The following is a 17,078-nucleotide window of genomic DNA, read 5'->3' as shown; positions in this document are numbered from 1 at the left end:
TGACACCCGTGGCCCATTCACGTGGAATGGGCCCGGAGGGACAATAATGGGCCTATGAGATTAGGCGTACTCGATATCGGGTCCAATACAGTCCACTTGCTCCTGGTTGACGCACACCCGGGGGCCAACCCCGTGCCCTTCGCCTCCCACAAACGGCCGCTGAGCCTGGTGAAGCACCTTGACGCCGAGGGCAACATCAGCGATGCCGGCCAGCACGAACTGATCGAGTTCATCCTTGAGGCGTGGGAATTCGCGGCCAAGCACAAGGCCAAGGACCTGCTGGCGTTTTGCACCTCCGCCATCCGGGAATCAACCAACGGTGCCGCCGTGCTGGACCGCGTGCAGCATGAAACCACCATCCGCCTGACCGAACTCACCGGCGAGGAAGAGTCGGCCATGACGTTCTTTGCGGTGCGGCGCTGGCACGGCTGGGGTGCCGGCACCATCTTGAACCTGGACATCGGCGGCGGCTCCTTTGAAATCTCCCAGGGCAGCAACGAACTACCCGATCTTGCCCATTCGGTGCAGTTGGGCGCCGGCCGCCTGACCAGGGAGTGGCTGTCCGAGGACCCGCCCACGGCCAAGAGCGTGAAAAGGCTGCGCAAGCACATCAAGGAATCCCTCAGGGAGCCCATTGCCGCCACCCAGGCGCTCGGGGTGCCCAACATCGTCACCGGCTCATCCAAAACCTTCCGGGCGCTGGCGCGCATCACGGGCGCTGCGCCGTCGTCTATGGGACCCTATGTGCGCAGGGAGCTGCACCTCAGCGATTTGGGCCTGTGGTCACAGCGGCTGTCGGCAATGTCGTGGGCGGACAGGCTGCACCTGCCGGGTGTCTCCGCCGCCCGCGCCCCGCAGGTGCTGGCCGGCGCGCTCGTGGCCCAGACGGCGATGGAGTTGTTCAATGTGACGAGCATGCAAATCAGCCCCTGGGCATTGCGGGAAGGGCTGATCCTGCGCCGCCTTGACCAGCTGGTCTTTGACGGTCCGCTGGACCCGCCGGCCCATGTTGCCAAGCTGATCAATTCTGAAACGAGGTAGACGCAGATGACGCACGCACCCACGAATTCCGCCGACGGCCAGGGCGCCGAGCCTGCCGCGCGGCAGCCCATTCCCGTTGCCCTGTCCACCGCCTCCGTGTATCCGCTGTCGGTCCATGACGGCTTTGCCGTCGCTGCGGACCTTGGCTACGACGGCGTCGAGGTGCTGGTGACGCACAACGGAGACAGCCAGGACTCCTCGGCGCTGAACCGCCTGGCGGAGCGCTACGACCAGCCCATCGTCGCCATTCATGCCCCCACGCTCCTGCTCACCCAGCAGGTGTGGGGCAGCGCCTGGAACAAGGTCCAGCGTTCAGCCCAGATGGCCGTGGACGTTGGCGCCGACGTCGTGGTGGTCCATCCGCCGTTCCGCTGGCAAAACGACTACGCCGAAACGTTTGCCCACGGCGTGCGCGACATCGCGGACGCGTTTGGGGTGCGCATCGCCGTTGAAAACATGTACCCGTGGCGGCTGCGCGGGCGCGAGGCGCTGGCCTACCTGCCGCACTGGGACCCTGTTCCGCAGGACTACAGCGACGTCACCTGGGATTTCTCCCATGCGGCGTCCGCCGGGGCCTCCAGCCTTGACGCCGTGAAGGCGCTTGGTGAGCGCTTGCGGCACATCCACCTCACGGATGGCATCTCACCGTCGACGAAGGATCAGCATTTGATTCCGGGCCACGGCACGCAGGAGTGTGTCGAGGTGCTCCAGCACATCGCCGGCAACGGGTTCGACGGCGTGGTGGTCGCCGAAATTTCCACCCGCAAGGCCAAGGGTGCCGGCCAGCGCGAGGAATGGCTGGCCGAAACGTTGGAGTTTGCCCGCGAGCACCTTGGCCAGAACGTCCCGTAGCTGCGTTCCGCAGCCGCCACGGGGGTTGCCGGCTCCGCTTTGCGGGGTGCCGGGGCCGTTGTTGTGATTCGCCCACGCACATGACAACTTTGGCCTCCAGTGGAGCCCGCGTTGACCTTTAAATGCGAAATCGCCGGAGACATGTCACCAGTGGATGGGGGGAATCACTGGCGAGTTCTCCGGCGATTTGACCGGCCTTCAGGACAAGGCCAGTCCGATCATCACTCGCACCCTTATGAGGTATTTAAAATACTATGGCCCGCGGTTGAGAGTAGCCCGGGCGCAAGCTGTGCGTTTGCCCTGAAGCACTTTTCTTTCGGCCATGGGTGCCGGATTGCCGGTGGTTAAATCGGTGCGCGGTTGCATGTCGTGGCGCAGCGAAGAAAGATGGACAGATGATGAAAAAAATTGTGTTTCTTGGCTGTGGTTCCATGGGTGAAGCCATTTTGGGTGGCATGTTGGCTGCCGGGGTCTCGCCGCAGTCAGTGGTCGTGACTGTCCGCCGGCCCGAGCGGGCCACCGAATTGGCCGCCCGCCATGGCGTCACCGCCATGGCCTCCAATGAAGAGGCTGCGGCCAACGTCGAGGCAGTTGAGGGTGCCAGCGTGGTGATTTTGGCTGTCAAGCCCGTTGGCATCGCTGCGATGTGCCGCGAAGTTGCCGACGCGCTGGACTCCCGTGCCGTGGTCATCAGCGTTGCCGCTGCTGTTTCCCTGGCCCAGATGGAGGCCGCACTGCGTCCGGGACAGCCGGTTGTGCGCTCCATGCCCAACACGCCGCTGAAGGTGGGCCGCGGCGTGGTTGCCCTTTCTGCAGGTTCCGCCGTCGACGAGCACCACTTGGCGGCCGCCCACGAGATCTTCGACGGCTCGGGCGTGGTCCTGGATGTCCCGGAGGACCAGCAAAACGCCGTGTCAGCCATCAGCGGCTCCGGACCGGCCTATGCGTTTTATCTGGCCGAAGCGATGGCCGCAGCCGCTGAAGACTTCGGGCTTTCGCCCGAGGTCGCCCAGGTGCTCGCTCGCGAAACCGTGGCCGGCGCCGGCATTATGCTGGCCGAGCCGGGTGCCAATGCGACCGAGCTCCGTCGCGCTGTCACCAGCCCCAAGGGCACCACCGAACAAGCCATTGCCAGCTTCGACAGGGACGGGCTGCCCGGCCTCATCAAAGCCGGGGCGCAGGCCGCTGCTGCCAGGGCTGCGCAAATCACGGAAGAACTCTCCGCCATATAACGCCATGGCCCCAGAGCCCCTGTTGCGTTGCCTGCATCTCAACAGGGGTTCGCACCGGCTGTGTCAGTGTCTTGCTCCTGCCCCGTGAACGGTTCCTGCCAGGGGCGGTCATGATCCCGGCGTCCTTAGGCTGCAGCGCCGTTGACATGAACTACTTGACCGTTGATCCATCGCCCGGGGCCCGCCAGGAACGCCACGGCTTCGGCGATGTCGTCGGGCACTCCGAGGCGCTGCATGGGGTTGCCGGAGGCGATCTGGTTGATCTGCTGCTCGGACTTTCCCTCAAGGAACAACGGCGTGGACGTGGGGCCCGGGGCGACGGCGTTCACTGTCACGTCGCGACCGCGCATCTCCCTCGCAAGGATCAGAGTGATGGCCTCGACTGCGCCCTTCGAGGCGGCGTACGCACCGTAGCCGGGATACTGGAGGCGGGTGATGGAGGTCGAGAAGTTGATGATCGCCCCTCCGTCGCGGATTCGGCGGGCAGCGAGTTGGTCAACGACGACGGTCCCGCGGACGTTCGTGCGCTGGACGGCGTCGAAGGTGTTGAGATCCAGCTCGGCGATCGGTGCAAGTGGCATGATGCCGGCCGTGTGCACGAGTACATCCACCCCGCCGAATTGCTCCGCTGCAAGGTTGAAGAGCTCGGTCATGGCGGTCTCGTCTGCGACGTCTCCTCCGGCCACAATGGCCAGGCCGCCCGCGGCGGTGATTTCATTCGCGGTCTCCTCAGCCCGCTGCCTGTTACCCGAATAATGAACGACGACGGCCATGCCATCCGCTGCCAGTCGGGACGCCACGGCGCGTCCAATGCCACCGGATCCTCCTGTAACGATCGCCACGCGACGATATTTGGTGCTGTTCATGGCCCGGCCTCCACTAGGATGTGTACAAGTAGTACATTTAGGATTTTAGGTAGAAATGTACAAAATGTCCATAAGGTGAGTGTGATGTCTGAATCCACCGTCGAACGCCGGGGCCGCGGACGCCGTCCCGCCGAGGAAGTGCGGCGCGGTGTGCTCGACGCTGCCGGGCGACTCCTGTTGCAGGACGGCATCCAGGCGGTGACCTTCGACAGGGTCGCGAATGAGGCCGGATCCAGCAAGGTGACGCTCTACCGGTGGTGGCCGTCGCCCGGGGCACTGGCAGCCGAGGCGTACTTCGCGCGCAGTGAACCCTTGTTGGATTTTGCGGACACCGGGGACCTCCGCACCGATTTAGTGACGCAGCTGGCGTCGTTCGTCGAACTCATGACAGTGGGAGGAGCGGGGAAACCGGTGTCGGAACTCATTGGTGCCGCGCAGCTGGATCCCGACCTCGCACAGGCCTGGGCGCAAAGCTACGCCCTCCCTCGCCGCGCACTTGCCCGCACCCGTCTGCTCGCGGCGCGCGAAGCCGGGCAGCTTCGCGCCGACGCCGACCTCGACATCATCGTCGACCAGCTCTGGGGTGCGTGCTATCACCGCCTCCTTGTCCTGCGTGTTCCGCTGGACAAATCGATCGTGGAGAAGCTGGTCGATCATGCCCTGCATGGTGCGGCCCCGCGAGACGACTGAATGCCACGCCGGGCCAATCCTCCTCAAGCCCGGAGTCGCTGCCTAAGCCTTGAGAGGCGGCTCTACGCGGCAGCAGATTCCAGAGCCAAGAGCAGTGATTTTGCCTCTACGCCGCCCAAATACGCGCCCTGGCTGCCATCGGAGCGGATCACCCGGTGGCAGGGCACCACCAGCGGCAGCGGGTTGCGTGCACAGGCGGTCCCCACCGCACGCACAGCCCGCGGGCTGGAGGTCAGGGCGGCCACGGCGGCGTAGCTGGCCGTGCGGCCGTACCCAATGTCAGGCAAATGAGCCAGCACCTCGCGTCGGAAACCGGTGGCCAGACGGAAGTCCAGCGCAAGGTCAAACACCGTCCGCCGACCGGCAAAGTACTCATCGAGTTCCCGCGCCGCCGAATCCAACCGTGCCGGCAGCAGCAAAACGCGGGGGCTGACCATCGCGGCGAGGGAAGCCAGCACCGTTTCATGCCCCTCCCGCGCAAATGCCACACGAACCAGGCCTCGCTCCGTTCCTGCCAATAGCAACGGGCCCACGGGGGAGTCGATGATCCGGTAGGCGACATCCGCCAATCCGACCAGCACCGCCGAGTCCTTGAACAAGCCGCCAAGACGAGCCAGAGTCGCCGATTCGCCCTCCTCGACGGCGGCCAGTTCGGCGGGCAGAACCGCCAATGCGGCAGCTTCGGGCAGTTTTGATTGCGCATCCATCACAAATGTTCCTCTCGTTCCTGGCCCAAAAACACTCTCAACGACTTCATCCCATCCGCTGCGGCCCGCCTCGCCGCGGCCTCGGAATTGCCCAACAATTGCGCCACCTCGGCATAGGCAAGGCCGGCTAAATGGTGGAAAACCACTGCTTCCCGCTGCTTGGGTGGCAACGCGGCCAAAGCTGACCACACCAGATCTGCTTCCTCACCAGCTTCCACGGAACGGACGACGACGTCCCCTCCGCTCCGCCGGAAGTCACCGCCGGGCCCCTCACCGGCAGCAGGAAGCGCGCTGTCGACGGGAGCGGGCAACCGTTTGGCCTTGCGGTGGTGGTCAACGGCCTTGTTGCGGGCGATCGTGACGAGCCAGGCCTCCCTGTTCCGGACATTCACGGTGGTGGGGTAGACGCGGAGGGCTGCCAGAAAAGTTTCCTGCCAGATATCGTCGGCGTCGTCGGGGCCAACCAGTGCCCGGCACACCCGCAGCACCGCGGCGCCGTGCCGCGTTACGAGCACCTCAAAGGGTGGCAGCGTGGCGCCCGGAGACGACCCGGCAAGGGCTCCCAACTAAAACAGCGCCTCGGTGTGCGTCCACGACGGGTTTTCCAGCTCCAGCAGGAACTGCTTGCGTTCCAGCCCGCCTGCATAGCCAACCAGCGAACCGTCGGAGCCCACCACCCGGTGGCAGGGCACGATGATGCTGATGGGGTTGCGGCCGTTCGCCGATCCCACAGCCTGTGCCATGGACGGATCACCAAGCATTGCGGCCAGCTCGCCGTAGCTGCGCAGCTCCCCGTAAGGGATCTCCCGCAGGGCAGCCCAGACCCGCTGCTGAAATTCACTCCCAACGGGTGCCAGGGGCATGGAAAACTCCCGCCGTTCACGCGTAAAATACTCGCCCAGCTGCTCCGCCGTCGCAGCCAGCACCGGCGACGAAGACGCAGCCACCCGCTCACCCAACGTCTCCAAGGCCGGGCGGCGCTTGTGCACCGTCATGTACACGGCCGCCAGTCCGGCGTCGTGCTCCACCGCCGTCAGCGGGCCGATGGGAGAATCAAAAACCATGTGTTGAACCATCAAAAAACACCTCCTGCCCTGTAGACGCGGCCCAACCCAAAAACGTGAGATCAGGGGCGCGAGGCGAACCGTTCGAGCAGGTCAACGTAGCCGGAGACGATGAGCATGTCGCGGCTGGAAACGCGCGTGTGCGGCTGCGCGTAGGTGAAGTCCTCGCCCGGCGATTTCACCCCGACCACTGTGACACCGTACTTGGAGCGGACCTTGGATTCCTCCAAGGTGAAGCCCTGGGTTTCCTTCGGCGGGTACATTTTCACGATCGCGAAATCGTCGTCGAACTCGATGAAGTCCAGCATGCGCCCGCCCACCAGGTGCGCGGCACGGACACCGGCGTCGGCCTCCGGGTAGATGACGTGGTTGGCACCAATGCGGGTCAGGATCTTGCCGTGCGACTGCGTGATCGCCTTGACCCACAGGTGCGCGATGCCCAAATCCACGAGGTTCACTGTGATGAGCACGCTGGATTCGATGGACGTGCCCACACCCACGACGGCGGAGCTGAAGTCCTGTGCCCCGAGCTGGCGCAGCGCGTCAATGTTGGTGGCGTCGGCCTCGACCACGTGGGTGAGCACGCCGGCCCACTTCTGCACCAGGGCGGGGTCGCGCTCGATCGCGAGCACCTCCCGGCCCTGCTTGACCAGCTGGTGCGCCGTGGCGGCGCCGAAACGGCCCAGCCCAACGACCAACACCGGGGAATTGTGCGGCGGGCGGTTGCTGGAGTCTATTTTGTCAGCCAATGATGGGCCTTTCTTCCGGATAGTGGAACAGTTGGCGGCGCTGGCGCAGGGCCAGGGCGGCTGCCAGCGTGATGGAACCGACGCGGCCAAAGAACATCATGGCGCACAGGACATAGACGCCCGACGGCGGGAGCTCGGCGCTGAGCCCCGTGCTCAACCCGACTGTGGCGAAGGCGGAGATGGTTTCAAAGAGCACCCGGTCCAGGCTTTCCCCGGAGATCGCCAGCAGCAGGCCGGACGCGATCATGACGAAGGTGGCGCCCATCATGATCACGGAGATGGCCACCCGCATGGTGCCTTGCGGGATGGTGCGGCCGTAGATCTTCACGTCGTTGTCGCCGCGGGCCTCGGCCACGATGGCCAGGAACATGACCGCAAGCGTCGTGACCTTGATGCCGCCTGCCGTGGACGCGGAGCCGCCGCCCACAAACATCAGTGCGTCCGTGAGCAGCATCGTGGAGGTGTTCATCGCGTTCATGTCGACCAGGTTGAAACCCAGGGACCGGGTCATGATGGAGGCAAAAACAGAGTGGGTGACCTTGTCCCCGACACTCATGGGTCCAATGGTGTCGGGGTTCGTCCACTCCATGGCACCCCACAGGATGGTGCCGGTAACGAGCAGCAACAGGGAGACCTGGATGGTGAGCTTGGCGTGCAGGGTCCACTTCTTGAAGCGGAAACCTACGGCCAGCAGCACCATGAGCACCGGGAAGCCGAGGCTGCCAATGAACCCGCCAATCATCAGCGGGACCAGGATCCACAGATCGGCCTCGTAGGGGACGACGCCGTCGGAATGGGGTGTGAAGCCTGCATTGTTAAAGGAGGAAATGGAGTAAAAGGCTGCATGCCAGATCGCCTGGGGGAGGGATTCACCCAGGATCAGGAAGCGGGGGGCCAGTGCCAGTGCAATCACCAATTCAATGGCCACCGAGGTGCTGATGACGATGCGCAGCAGGGTGCCGACCTCGCCCAGCCGCCCGGCGTTCATGGCCTCCTGGGCGATGAGTTTTCCACGCACACCCAACCGCTTGCTGACCATCAACGACATCAGCGAAGCCAACGTCAGGATGCCCAAGCCGCCAACAAAAATACCAATCAAAATGACAAGCTGGCCGAAAAATGACCAGTGCAGGGCAGTCGAGACGGTTGTCAGGCCGGTGACGCAGACGGCGGAGACGGCCGTGAAGAGGGCGTCGTGGAAGGCTGTGGGCTGGCCGTCACGGGAGGCCACGGGCAGGCACAGGGTCAAGGTGAATGCGAAAATGACAAGCGCAAAGACAATCAAGGCCAACCTGGCCGGTGAACTGTTGGCGACCCTGTCGACAAAATCGCGGACGCTTACCACGACTCTTAACGGCCATCGCGGCAGCCACTGGGAAAGTGTCGAATTGGAACTCACCGCTGCGCTGCCCCTCCTGCCGTGAAGTGTTGACAAGCCGCGGATACGGCAATTGTGGCCGAACTTCGGTAGCCTGTGATGGATGTCATCCTTTGCCAGCGCAGGGCCAGCGGCCGTCCCGACAAGCATAGTCTGCGATGCGGCCATGTCCGCGTACAATTTCGGCCCAAATCATCCCATGTCGCCCAAGCGCCTTGACCTCACAGCGACGCTGGCCCGGGAGCTGGGAATTTTTGACCTGCCCCAAGTGGATGTTGTGGAGTCCTATGTGGCGTCCGACGACGAACTTGCCAAGGTGCACACCCGCGACTACATCGCCGCGGTGTGCCGGGTCGGGAACGACCCGACACTGACAGACCAGGCCCACGGGCTGGGCACCGAAGACGATCCCGCCTTTGCCGGCATTCATGAAGCCAGCGCCAGGCTGGCCGGGGGCTCGCTGGTGGCCGCCAATGCCTTGATCAGCGGAGCAGTGCCGCGGGCGGTGAACTTTGGCGGCGGCATGCACCACGCCTTCGCGGACAAGGCCAGCGGCTTTTGCATCTATAACGACGTGGCCCTGTCAATCATGAAACTGCTTGACTCGGGGGTCACGAAGATTGCCTACATTGACATTGATGCGCACCACGGCGACGGCACCGAACGAATCTTTTGGGACGATCCCCGGGTCCTGACCATCTCCCTGCACGAATCAGGGGTGACGCTGTTCCCCGGCACGGGATTCGCCAACGACCTGGGCGGACCGCAGGCGGTGGGCACCGCGGTGAACGTTGCCCTGCCGGCCAACACCTCGGATGCCGGTTGGCTCAGGGCCTTTCACGCCGTCGTGCCCCAATTGGTTGAAGCCTTCGAGCCCGAGGTCATCGTCAGTCAGCACGGCTGTGATTCGCACCGCGAAGACGAGCTGACGCACCTGAACACCTCGGTGGACGGGCAGCGGGAGGCGGCCCTGAGCATTGCCGCGCTCGCCGACAAGGTGTGCGGCGGGCGCTGGATTGCCACCGGCGGGGGCGGCTACAACATTGTCAGCGTGGTGCCGCGGGTGTGGAGCCACCTGATGGCGATCGTGGCCGGACGGCCGGTTCCGCTGCGCACCGCCGTGCCCGAATCGTGGCGGACCTATGTGGCGGAGAAGTACGGCATGGTGGCGCCGCTGCTCATGGGCGAGGATGCCGACACCTGGTGGCGCTCCTGGGAAGTCGGGTACAACCCGTCGGACGCAGTGGACAGGACCGTCATGGCAACCCGAAAGGCTGTTTTCCCGCTGTATGGGCTCGACCCCTGGTTCGATTAGGCCCCAGCTTCCTGCCCGGAAATCGCTGGCGCGATTTTCGGGAACCTGGCAAGCGTGGGCCCACCCAGTTCTCGCGGGATGGAAATACGGGCCGAGAAGGGGCCAAAGCCGCATGATTCTGAGGCTGCTGCGTCGAGAATGGGTCAAGCTCGCGAAACGACCCACAACATCCACCTATTTCGCGGTTCTGGGTCATTTCGGCGAAACGGGACGCCACACGATACGACTCAGGGTCATTCTCGGCGCAGCAGACACCCTCCGGCACGAGTTTCCCGTATCCCTGCGAAAGGAATCGGAAACGGCGGCCCGTATCCGAGCGACGGTTCACCAAAACAGCCCCTCAACTGAGCGAGGATCTGAAGCCGCTGCAGTGAACCCACCCCGAAAGCCGTCAAAGAGAGAATTTATCCTCCAAATGGTGTAAATGTTGCGCGCAGCGGCGTCAAAATGGCTTCGGAGCGCTGCCGGGGTCTCCTATGCCCTTATGATAAGGAAGCTGGAGTATTCAGCACCGCGAACATCCACACAGTGTTCGCTTCTTATTTTTCTGTTGGCACAGCACCGGGGACTGATCTTTCGCCCCTGTCTGGCGTCGCAATGAATCCACCGTGGGGGAGTTCCTTTTGGGCCGGCAATTGGGTAGCAAGTATGTCCTCCAGGACAGCATTGGGCGCGGAGCCATGGGCGAAGTTTTCCGCGGCCATGACGACGTCGGGCATGAACTGGCCTTCAAGGTCCTGCATCCGGACATGGCCAGTGACCCGCAGATTGTTGCCCGTTTCGTCCAGGAACGCAGCATCCTGCTTTCCGTCAGCGGACCCAACCTGGTGCGGGTTGTCGACCTTGTCGTAGAGGGCCACACCCTTGCCATCGCCATGGAGCTGGTGTCAGGGCAGGACCTGCGCGCCCACCTGAAACGCTTCGGGGCACTCGCCCCGGCCATGATCTGCCAGATCGGTGCAGGCATTGCCAACGGGTTGGCGCTCATTCACGACGCCGGCATCGTGCACAGGGACATCAAGCCTGAAAACGTCTTAATTTCCAAGGACAACGGCGGCCTTGTGCCCAAGGTCACCGACTTTGGTGTTTCGTCCCTTGTGGACACGGAGCGGGCCCGCAGCACCATGCTGGTGGGAACGCCGCAGTACATTGCCCCCGAGGCAAGTGAAGGCGGCGCCATCACGGCGGCGTCGGACCTGTATGCGCTGGGAATTGTCCTGTACGAGATGGCCTGTGGCGTCACCCCATTCGCCGGCGGTTCGGTCATGGCCGTGCTGCGCAGGCACAGCGCCGCCAATCCAGGCCGTCCGGCCGCGGTTCCGGACGAACTGTGGGACCTGATCAGCTGGCTGCTTGCCAAGAATCCCGCCCAACGTCCCCCCAACGCCCGCCAGGTGGCCACCATTTTGGACGCCCTGGCCCCCTCGTTGAAGTCCTACCCGCCGGCCCCGAGGTTGACGACACCGCCTGCCCCGGCGCCAAGCCTTGAAACACAGGCCACCCAGGCCGTGGGTTTCCCCGTGGGACTGCCCAACGGGGGGAATCTGCCCGACGGCAGCAGCCTGCCCGACGCAGCGACGTCAATGCAGCAATCCTCCCTGCAGAACAGCGGAAACTCGCACGGGACGGCACAGAGCGTTTCCCTCCCGCCCGCGGCATCCCCAACGCTGGCGGCTCCCCACGAGCCGGCGCAGCAGGGCGCCGGGCATTCAGCAGCGCCGGCCGGCACGGCATCCCAGCGCCCGAAAAAGTCACGCAAGGGGCTGTGGATAGCACTCGTCTCAGTCCTTGCAGTCATTTTGCTTGCCGGAGGATCCCTCACCGTCCTGAACATGATGGGTAAAAAGGGTGACGACATCAATGCCGAGGCCGGAGGGCTGCCCACGCAGACGCAGCAGGCATCGTCCACACCTTCGGAGGAGCCCACGCAGGAGCCCACTCCGAGCGATGAGCCCACCCCGAGCCATGAGTCCATGCCCACCGACGGTTCCTGGCCAACGGGCCCCTATGACAGCCTGTACACGCCTGACTATGTGGGCAAGACCCTGGCGCAGGCACAGCAGTCCCTGGACGAAGTGCCCGGCGATCCCATCACGGTGGCGCTCCTGGACAAATACGACACCTCCGTCGCCGACGGCACCGTTCTGTCCCAATACCCCGAGGCGGGACAGCTGCTGGGCAGCGACGTGGAGTTGACGGTTGCCCGCTCGGAAGTCATCGCGTACCTGGAAGACCAGTCACCGGTTTCCGGGAACTCGGGCAATTATGGGGCATCCAAAATTTCCGGCGAAACCTATGCCCACAGCATGGAGGTCCAGGTGTGCGGCTACGCTTCAGCCGAGTCTGTTGAATACAACCTGGGCCGCAAATACGCGTCCTTCTCCGCCACGGCCGGCATCGCCGACGACTCGGCGGACAGCAGCGCCGTGGTCCTGCTCGAGGTGTTTGCCGACGGACGCAGTGTCTCCACCCAGTCCGTCACCTACGGCAAGCCCTTCACCATCACCGCCGACATGACCGATGCGCTCCGCATGAAGATTCAGTGGCAGGCAACCAGCTGCAACGAGGAATCGTCCTCAGGGACCAACCTTGCCCTGGGTGAGGCCAAACTCCTCGGCCGCCCCGGCAAGGCACCGGTGGAGAGCGCCGCGCCGTGACGGCTGCCGGGTCCACCCTGGAGGTGACCGTGGGGTTGCGGTCATGGACGCTGCAACCGGGGCAGCGCGTGCTCATCGGCCGCGGCGCCGACGCGCAGATTTTGGTCGCCGACCCCAAGGTCTCGCGCACCCACGCGTCCCTGCAGTACGACGGCGGTTGGTGGATTCAGGACGAAAACAGCGCCGGAGGTCTCTGGTCAGCAGGGCGCAGGGTGCCGCGGCTACGAATTGATGCCGGCACCCAGGTGCATTTGGGCAACCCGGACGACGGCGCCCCCGGACTTTCGCTGTCGCCGCACCTTCCGGAACCCGGGGCAACCCTGCTGCCATCCGCCGTCGACAGTTCACAGCGGCCGCAGACCCGGCCCCTCCGGCCCGTTCAGCCCCTTCCGCCCACGCCACAGGCACCCCAGCCGCCGCAGGTGTTCAGCCTCAGTCTGGGCCGCGGTGTTGAAAACGACGTGGTCGTCAGGGATGTGCTGGCGTCCAGGAACCATGCAACGCTGCACTGGTCGGAGGGCAGTCTGTCCATCGAGGACCGGGGCAGCCTGAACGGGACCTTTGCCAACGGTGTGCGGCTGCAGGGCAGGGTGCCTGTCTCGATTGGCGACAGGATCACAGTTGGCAACTCGGACTTTGAGATATCCCTTGCGGGGGGCTTGATCGACCTCAAACAGGTCAAGGATGAAGAGGGCCTGCGGCTGGAATCCGTGGGGTTCACCGTGCGCGACGGTCGCAAACCCAAGCACCTGCTGCGCGACATTGAGTTTGAAGCGGGGCACGGGCAGCTGTTGGCCGTCATCGGCCCCTCAGGCGCGGGCAAGTCAACGCTTATGGGTGTGCTGACAGGCGCCAAACGCCCGTCTTCGGGGTCGGTTCGGTTTGACCACCAGGACATCGTGAAAAACTATGCCGCCTTGCGCACAAGGATTGGTTTTGTGCCCCAAGACGACATCCTGCACAAAACGCTGTCAATCCGGGCGGCCCTGGAGTACGCGGCACGGCTGCGGCTGCCTGCCGACACCAGCAGTGCCGAACGCCGGGAGCAGGTCAACAGGGTGCTGGGCCAGCTTGATTTGCTCGAGCAGGCAGACACGAAAGTCGGCAGGCTGTCCGGTGGGCAGCGCAAGCGTGCCTCCGTGGCCATGGAACTGCTGACGGAACCGGCATTGTTGATTTTGGACGAACCCACCTCCGGATTGGATCCGGCCATGGACAAACAGGTCATGGACACGCTGCGGCTGCTGGCCAATGCCGGGCGGGTGGTGGTTGTTGTCACGCACAATGTGGCGAACCTGGATGTTTGCGACAGGGTGGTGCTGCTGGCCAAGGGCGGTCTCCCGGCCTATTTGGGTGCCCCTGACGCCATCTTGGGGTATTTTCAGGCCCCGAACTGGGCTGGTGTGTTCAAGCAAGCTTCCGAGTTTCCTGAGCAGCTGTACGCCAAGTTCCGTGACAATGTGCCGCGGCTGCCAAGAAGGGCGGGTCCGGCATCGCGACCAGGCGCGGAGGGAGGCCCGGATCCAGCTGGCGGTCCGGCGGCCGATCCGAGCCGTGTTCCGTCCGTGGGTGCAAGCTCCAGCGGTCGCCAGTTCAGGGCCATCATGGCCCGGCAGCTGAGCCTCCTGTGGGCTGACAAAGGCTATTTCGCCTTCCTCAGCCTGCTCCCGCTGGTCTTGGGTGTTCTTGCCCTGGTCGTGCCAGGCACCAAGGGCTTTGGCGTGCCGGACCAGACAGATCTGGGTGAGCCAAGCCAGCTGTTGGTCGTGCTGGTCTTTGGCGCAGCGTTCATGGGCATGGCACTTTCGGCCAAGGACCTGGTGACCGAACGGGAGATCTTCCGGCGGGAAAAGGCCGTTGGCCTGCGGCCGGCACCATACTTGTTCGCCAAGGCCCTGGTCTTCACCGGCATTTGCCTGGCGCAGTCCCTGGTCATGACGGTTATTGTCCTCTGGGGCAAGCCGGCCCCCGACAACCAGCTTTTGCCGGGGCTGCCGGGAACTGAGGTCTTTGTCGCCATTGCCCTGACAGCCTGCGTCTGTTCCTTTCTTGGGCTGGCAATGTCGGCCTGGGTGCGTTCCGCAGACCAGGTCATGCCGCTGCTGGTTGTCACGGCCATGGCCCAGCTGGTCCTGTCGGGCGGACTGATCCCCGTCACGGGCCGTCTGGGGCTTGAACAAATTTCCTGGTTGTCGCCCACCCGTTGGGGGTTTGCCTTGGGCGCCCAGTCAATCGATTTGAAGGCGCTGGTTCCGTCGTCCGAGGACGACTGGTTCTGGACGCATTCGTTCCAGCAGGCAGGCATTGCTGCCGGTGTGCTTGTATTATTGGGGGTTATTTACCTGGCTGCGGCGTGGATTCGGCTGGTGAAATTGCCGGCCAATACGGAATAAAGGTTTCAAACACGGTTGTCTGCTGTCAGCCGGTCTCTGTGAGTTGCATGTTTAGTTAATGAAAATTTGGGGGAATTCCTATGTCAGAGCAAGGCACCAGTTATCAACCGGCCAGCGGCGGGCCCGAGGTTCCGCCGCCACCGCCACCTTCGCAGGGGCCGGCATTTGGCGCGGGCCAGGGGTTCCAGGGAGGGGCCCCTGCACCGGTTGCTGCCAAGGGATGGCGGCCCTCAAAGAAGCTTGTCATCATTGCTTCGGCAATCATCCTGATAGTGGTGATTGGACTGGTGGGGCTGTTCATTGTCAGGGACATCATGCGCGGAGGCGAGAAATCGCCTGAGGCAGCCGGGGAAAAGTTGATTGAATCGGTCAACAACAAGGACATTGTCGGGCTCATCACCAACATTTCCCCGCACGAACGCGATGCCGTGGTGCGGTTGCAATCCGCTGTGACCGACAAATTCAAGGAATTCGGCATTGCCGAGGCGCTGAAGAAAATCTCGCCTGAGGCATCCGAAGCCACGGATGCCGGGGAATTTGTGTTGGACGGCGTTGAGATCACAGTGTCGGATGCCACCCCTGTAGTAACGAAGATTTCCGAGGAATTTGCGCAGGTGCGTTTCTCCTCCGGCGAAGTGCGCACGGTGATTCGTCCGGAAGAAACCAAGGGTGCGCTGCGTGCTGCCCTGGACGCCGCCGACCAGGACGAGGTCATTGAAAACGAATTCGACGTCGCTGATCTTGGCCCGAAAGGCCTGACGTTGATATCGGCCAAGACGGATGGGCGTTGGTACCTGAGCCCGATGCTCAGCGCGCTGGAATATGGAAACACATGGGCCGGGGAGGAAGACGGACCTGTCGCCAGGGGCCAGCTTCCTGACAAGTTCCCGGCGGGGAGCAACTCGCCCGATGAGGCGGCCAGCACCGCTGTTGGCAACACTTTCTCGGCGCTCAAGACCGCGGATCCAATCAAGGTGGCACCGTCACTGGTCAAGGACGAAGCAGCGGCAATTTATCTGTATGCAAATTTGTGGGAGTCCATGGATATTGACCCGGATGACTTCGAAGATGTGAAGCTGGGAGAGTCCAGTTTTACCAACGGCCCGCAGGACGGCAACCGGGCGCTGGCGTTCGTGCAGAATCTGTCCCTCAACGTTGACGGTGACGAAGGTTCCCTGACGGACACCTGCATTTCTGATCCATCAGAGGAGAAAATATGCCTCAACGGCTCAGGATATTCGGCGGACTACGGAAACCCGAGCGCCAACCCGATGTCCATGTTCACCGTTGACGGGAAGTTCGGCCTGACAACCGTCAAGGAGGACGGCAAATGGAAGGTCAGCTTGCTCGACACAGCCACCGACATGGCGATTTCCTGGATGAACTCCATAACGAAGGAACAAGCCCTCGCCTTGCTGCGGGTGGAACGGGCCGATGCGCCAAGCGGTGAGCTGGCGTTGGGCAAGACCGAGGATATTGCGTTCAATTCGGCAGGTTATGCGGTGCGCACCTTGGTTGTGGACAAGGCACAGAATGTCACTCTTGACGGTGGCAAGGCCGACATCTCAACAACAGTTTACAAATCAGACTTGACGACCGAGATGGACTCGAAGACCGTCTCGGACGATCGCTATTTCGATTTGGAACCGGGCAGCTACACGGTGGTGCTGCAGGCAGGCAACGAGTGGCAGGAAAAATTTGAGACCGAAGGCAACAAGGTCAAGTTCTCCGCACCCGTGGAAGCCTCAAGCTATGTGGCGCCACCGAAGATTGATGGCTACGAGGGGCGGTATGAGGGATCGTTGTCATCGAACAATGACGGCAAGGAAACCCTCGAGCTGGTCGTTCCGAAGGGCACCACACAGAAATTGGTCATGTCGGGTGTGAAAAGCAATTCATTCACCGACTATGTAGTTGTGGTGGATGGAAAACAACAAGTCATCCCGGTGGGGGAAGGCGTCGAGCACATCATCAACCTTCCTGCCGACTCTGAGTCAGTGACCTTGACTGTCGAAGTGGGCAAGCAGTCAGACAGCAACGTGGCGAAACCGTTAGACCATGGCGGTTCAATTGCTTGGTTTGACCTGGAATTCTTGAATCAGTAAGTGACCAAACGGTCGCACATTAGGAGCTA

General features: G+C 63.2%; 14 protein-coding genes and 2 pseudogenes. 10 read left to right on the top strand and 6 right to left on the bottom strand.

Annotated features, from left to right (window positions below):
• The first annotated feature begins 54 nt into the window (after positions 1 to 54).
• The 3 genes from AC1L6K_RS01070 to proC all read left to right on the top strand — a co-directional run bounded on the left by AC1L6K_RS01070 (position 55) and on the right by proC (position 3,125).
• Positions 55 to 1,041 carry a Ppx/GppA phosphatase family protein gene (locus AC1L6K_RS01070; protein WP_480950903.1) on the top strand — a complete coding sequence of 329 codons (987 nt, stop codon included), beginning with the start codon at positions 55 to 57 and terminating at the stop codon, positions 1,039 to 1,041.
• A gap of 6 nt (positions 1,042 to 1,047) precedes the next feature.
• Positions 1,048 to 1,893, top strand: coding sequence for a sugar phosphate isomerase/epimerase family protein (locus AC1L6K_RS01065; RefSeq protein WP_480950902.1), 846 nt, complete (start codon positions 1,048 to 1,050; stop codon positions 1,891 to 1,893).
• Between the two features lie 395 nt (positions 1,894 to 2,288).
• Positions 2,289 to 3,125, top strand: a complete 837-nt coding sequence (gene proC, locus AC1L6K_RS01060) for a pyrroline-5-carboxylate reductase (RefSeq protein WP_480950901.1) — start codon at positions 2,289 to 2,291, stop codon at positions 3,123 to 3,125.
• Positions 3,126 to 3,250: 125 nt separating this feature from the next.
• On the opposite strand, the gene AC1L6K_RS01055 is transcribed toward proC, so the two are convergent.
• The gene (locus tag AC1L6K_RS01055) at positions 3,251 to 3,991 is read right to left on the bottom strand and encodes an SDR family oxidoreductase (protein WP_480950900.1); all 741 of its coding nucleotides are present in this window, start codon (positions 3,989 to 3,991) and stop codon (positions 3,251 to 3,253) included.
• An 84-nt stretch (positions 3,992 to 4,075) separates the two neighbouring features.
• On the opposite strand from AC1L6K_RS01055, the gene AC1L6K_RS01050 reads away from it, so the two are divergent.
• Positions 4,076 to 4,681 (top strand): TetR/AcrR family transcriptional regulator C-terminal ligand-binding domain-containing protein, encoded by a 606-nt coding sequence (locus AC1L6K_RS01050; protein ID WP_480950899.1) that lies wholly within the window; start codon positions 4,076 to 4,078, stop codon positions 4,679 to 4,681.
• 62 nt (positions 4,682 to 4,743) lie between these two features.
• Here AC1L6K_RS01050 and AC1L6K_RS01045 read toward each other — a convergent pair whose 3' ends face one another.
• The 5 genes from AC1L6K_RS01045 to AC1L6K_RS01025 form a co-directional block, all read right to left on the bottom strand.
• Positions 4,744 to 5,388: a methylated-DNA--[protein]-cysteine S-methyltransferase gene (locus AC1L6K_RS01045; protein ID WP_480950898.1), complete on the bottom strand. Its 645-nt coding sequence runs from the start codon at positions 5,386 to 5,388 to the stop codon at positions 4,744 to 4,746.
• A complete protein-coding gene (locus AC1L6K_RS01040) occupies positions 5,388 to 5,954 on the bottom strand; it encodes an RNA polymerase sigma factor (protein WP_480950897.1) in 567 nt (188 codons plus the stop codon). Before AC1L6K_RS01040 ends, AC1L6K_RS01045 begins: the two co-directional genes overlap by 1 nt.
• A complete protein-coding gene (locus AC1L6K_RS01035) occupies positions 5,955 to 6,452 on the bottom strand; it encodes a methylated-DNA--[protein]-cysteine S-methyltransferase (RefSeq protein WP_480950896.1) in 498 nt (165 codons plus the stop codon).
• A 62-nt stretch (positions 6,453 to 6,514) separates the two neighbouring features.
• Positions 6,515 to 7,153 carry a potassium channel family protein gene (locus AC1L6K_RS01030; RefSeq protein WP_480952670.1) on the bottom strand — a complete coding sequence of 213 codons (639 nt, stop codon included), beginning with the start codon at positions 7,151 to 7,153 and terminating at the stop codon, positions 6,515 to 6,517.
• A 40-nt stretch (positions 7,154 to 7,193) separates the two neighbouring features.
• Positions 7,194 to 8,570 carry a TrkH family potassium uptake protein gene (locus AC1L6K_RS01025; protein ID WP_480952669.1) on the bottom strand — a complete coding sequence of 459 codons (1,377 nt, stop codon included), beginning with the start codon at positions 8,568 to 8,570 and terminating at the stop codon, positions 7,194 to 7,196.
• Between the two features lie 175 nt (positions 8,571 to 8,745).
• Between AC1L6K_RS01025 and AC1L6K_RS01020 the strand changes: the two genes are divergently transcribed.
• The 6 genes and pseudogenes from AC1L6K_RS01020 (at position 8,746) to AC1L6K_RS00995 (ending at position 17,049) form a co-directional block, all read left to right on the top strand.
• On the top strand, positions 8,746 to 9,894 hold the full coding sequence (locus tag AC1L6K_RS01020; RefSeq protein ID WP_480952668.1) for an acetoin utilization protein AcuC: 1,149 nt from the start codon (positions 8,746 to 8,748) through the stop codon (positions 9,892 to 9,894).
• Between the two features lie 608 nt (positions 9,895 to 10,502).
• Positions 10,503 to 12,551, top strand: a complete 2,049-nt coding sequence (locus AC1L6K_RS01015; RefSeq protein WP_480950895.1) for a protein kinase domain-containing protein — start codon at positions 10,503 to 10,505, stop codon at positions 12,549 to 12,551.
• Positions 12,548 to 13,183 (top strand): annotated as a pseudogene (locus tag AC1L6K_RS01010) (FHA domain-containing protein); the annotation flags it as partial. The gene AC1L6K_RS01015 and the pseudogene AC1L6K_RS01010, both read left to right, overlap by 4 nt.
• A 78-nt stretch (positions 13,184 to 13,261) precedes the next feature.
• A pseudogene (locus AC1L6K_RS01005) lies at positions 13,262 to 13,828 on the top strand (ABC transporter ATP-binding protein); the annotation flags it as partial.
• A complete protein-coding gene (locus AC1L6K_RS01000) occupies positions 13,814 to 14,944 on the top strand; it encodes an ABC transporter permease (RefSeq protein WP_480952667.1) in 1,131 nt (376 codons plus the stop codon). The pseudogene AC1L6K_RS01005 and the gene AC1L6K_RS01000, both read left to right, overlap by 15 nt.
• Before the next feature lie 80 nt (positions 14,945 to 15,024).
• Entirely contained in the window at positions 15,025 to 17,049 is a 2,025-nt protein-coding gene (locus tag AC1L6K_RS00995) for a hypothetical protein (protein WP_480950894.1), read from the top strand.
• Positions 17,050 to 17,078: the final 29 nt, after the last annotated feature.

The sequence above is a fragment of the Specibacter sp. BI4 genome (assembly GCF_056680095.1).
The sequence above is the reverse complement of the archived record's forward strand: the minus strand, read 5'-3'. Positions and strand labels throughout refer to the sequence as shown.

What these genes read in the sequence shown, in the direction of transcription:
- AC1L6K_RS01070 (WP_480950903.1), top strand. Translation starts at nt 55, where the DNA reads ATGAGATTAGGCGTACTCGATATCGGGTCCAATACAGTCCACTTGCTC.
- AC1L6K_RS01065 (WP_480950902.1), top strand. Translation starts at nt 1,048, where the DNA reads ATGACGCACGCACCCACGAATTCCGCCGACGGCCAGGGCGCCGAGCCT.
- proC (WP_480950901.1), top strand. Translation starts at nt 2,289, where the DNA reads ATGATGAAAAAAATTGTGTTTCTTGGCTGTGGTTCCATGGGTGAAGCC.
- AC1L6K_RS01055 (WP_480950900.1), bottom strand. Translation starts at nt 3,991, where the DNA reads ATGAACAGCACCAAATATCGTCGCGTGGCGATCGTTACAGGAGGATCC.
- AC1L6K_RS01050 (WP_480950899.1), top strand. Translation starts at nt 4,076, where the DNA reads ATGTCTGAATCCACCGTCGAACGCCGGGGCCGCGGACGCCGTCCCGCC.
- AC1L6K_RS01045 (WP_480950898.1), bottom strand. Translation starts at nt 5,388, where the DNA reads ATGGATGCGCAATCAAAACTGCCCGAAGCTGCCGCATTGGCGGTTCTG.
- AC1L6K_RS01035 (WP_480950896.1), bottom strand. Translation starts at nt 6,452, where the DNA reads ATGGTTTTTGATTCTCCCATCGGCCCGCTGACGGCGGTGGAGCACGAC.
- AC1L6K_RS01020 (WP_480952668.1), top strand. Translation starts at nt 8,746, where the DNA reads ATGTCCGCGTACAATTTCGGCCCAAATCATCCCATGTCGCCCAAGCGC.
- AC1L6K_RS00995 (WP_480950894.1), top strand. Translation starts at nt 15,025, where the DNA reads ATGTCAGAGCAAGGCACCAGTTATCAACCGGCCAGCGGCGGGCCCGAG.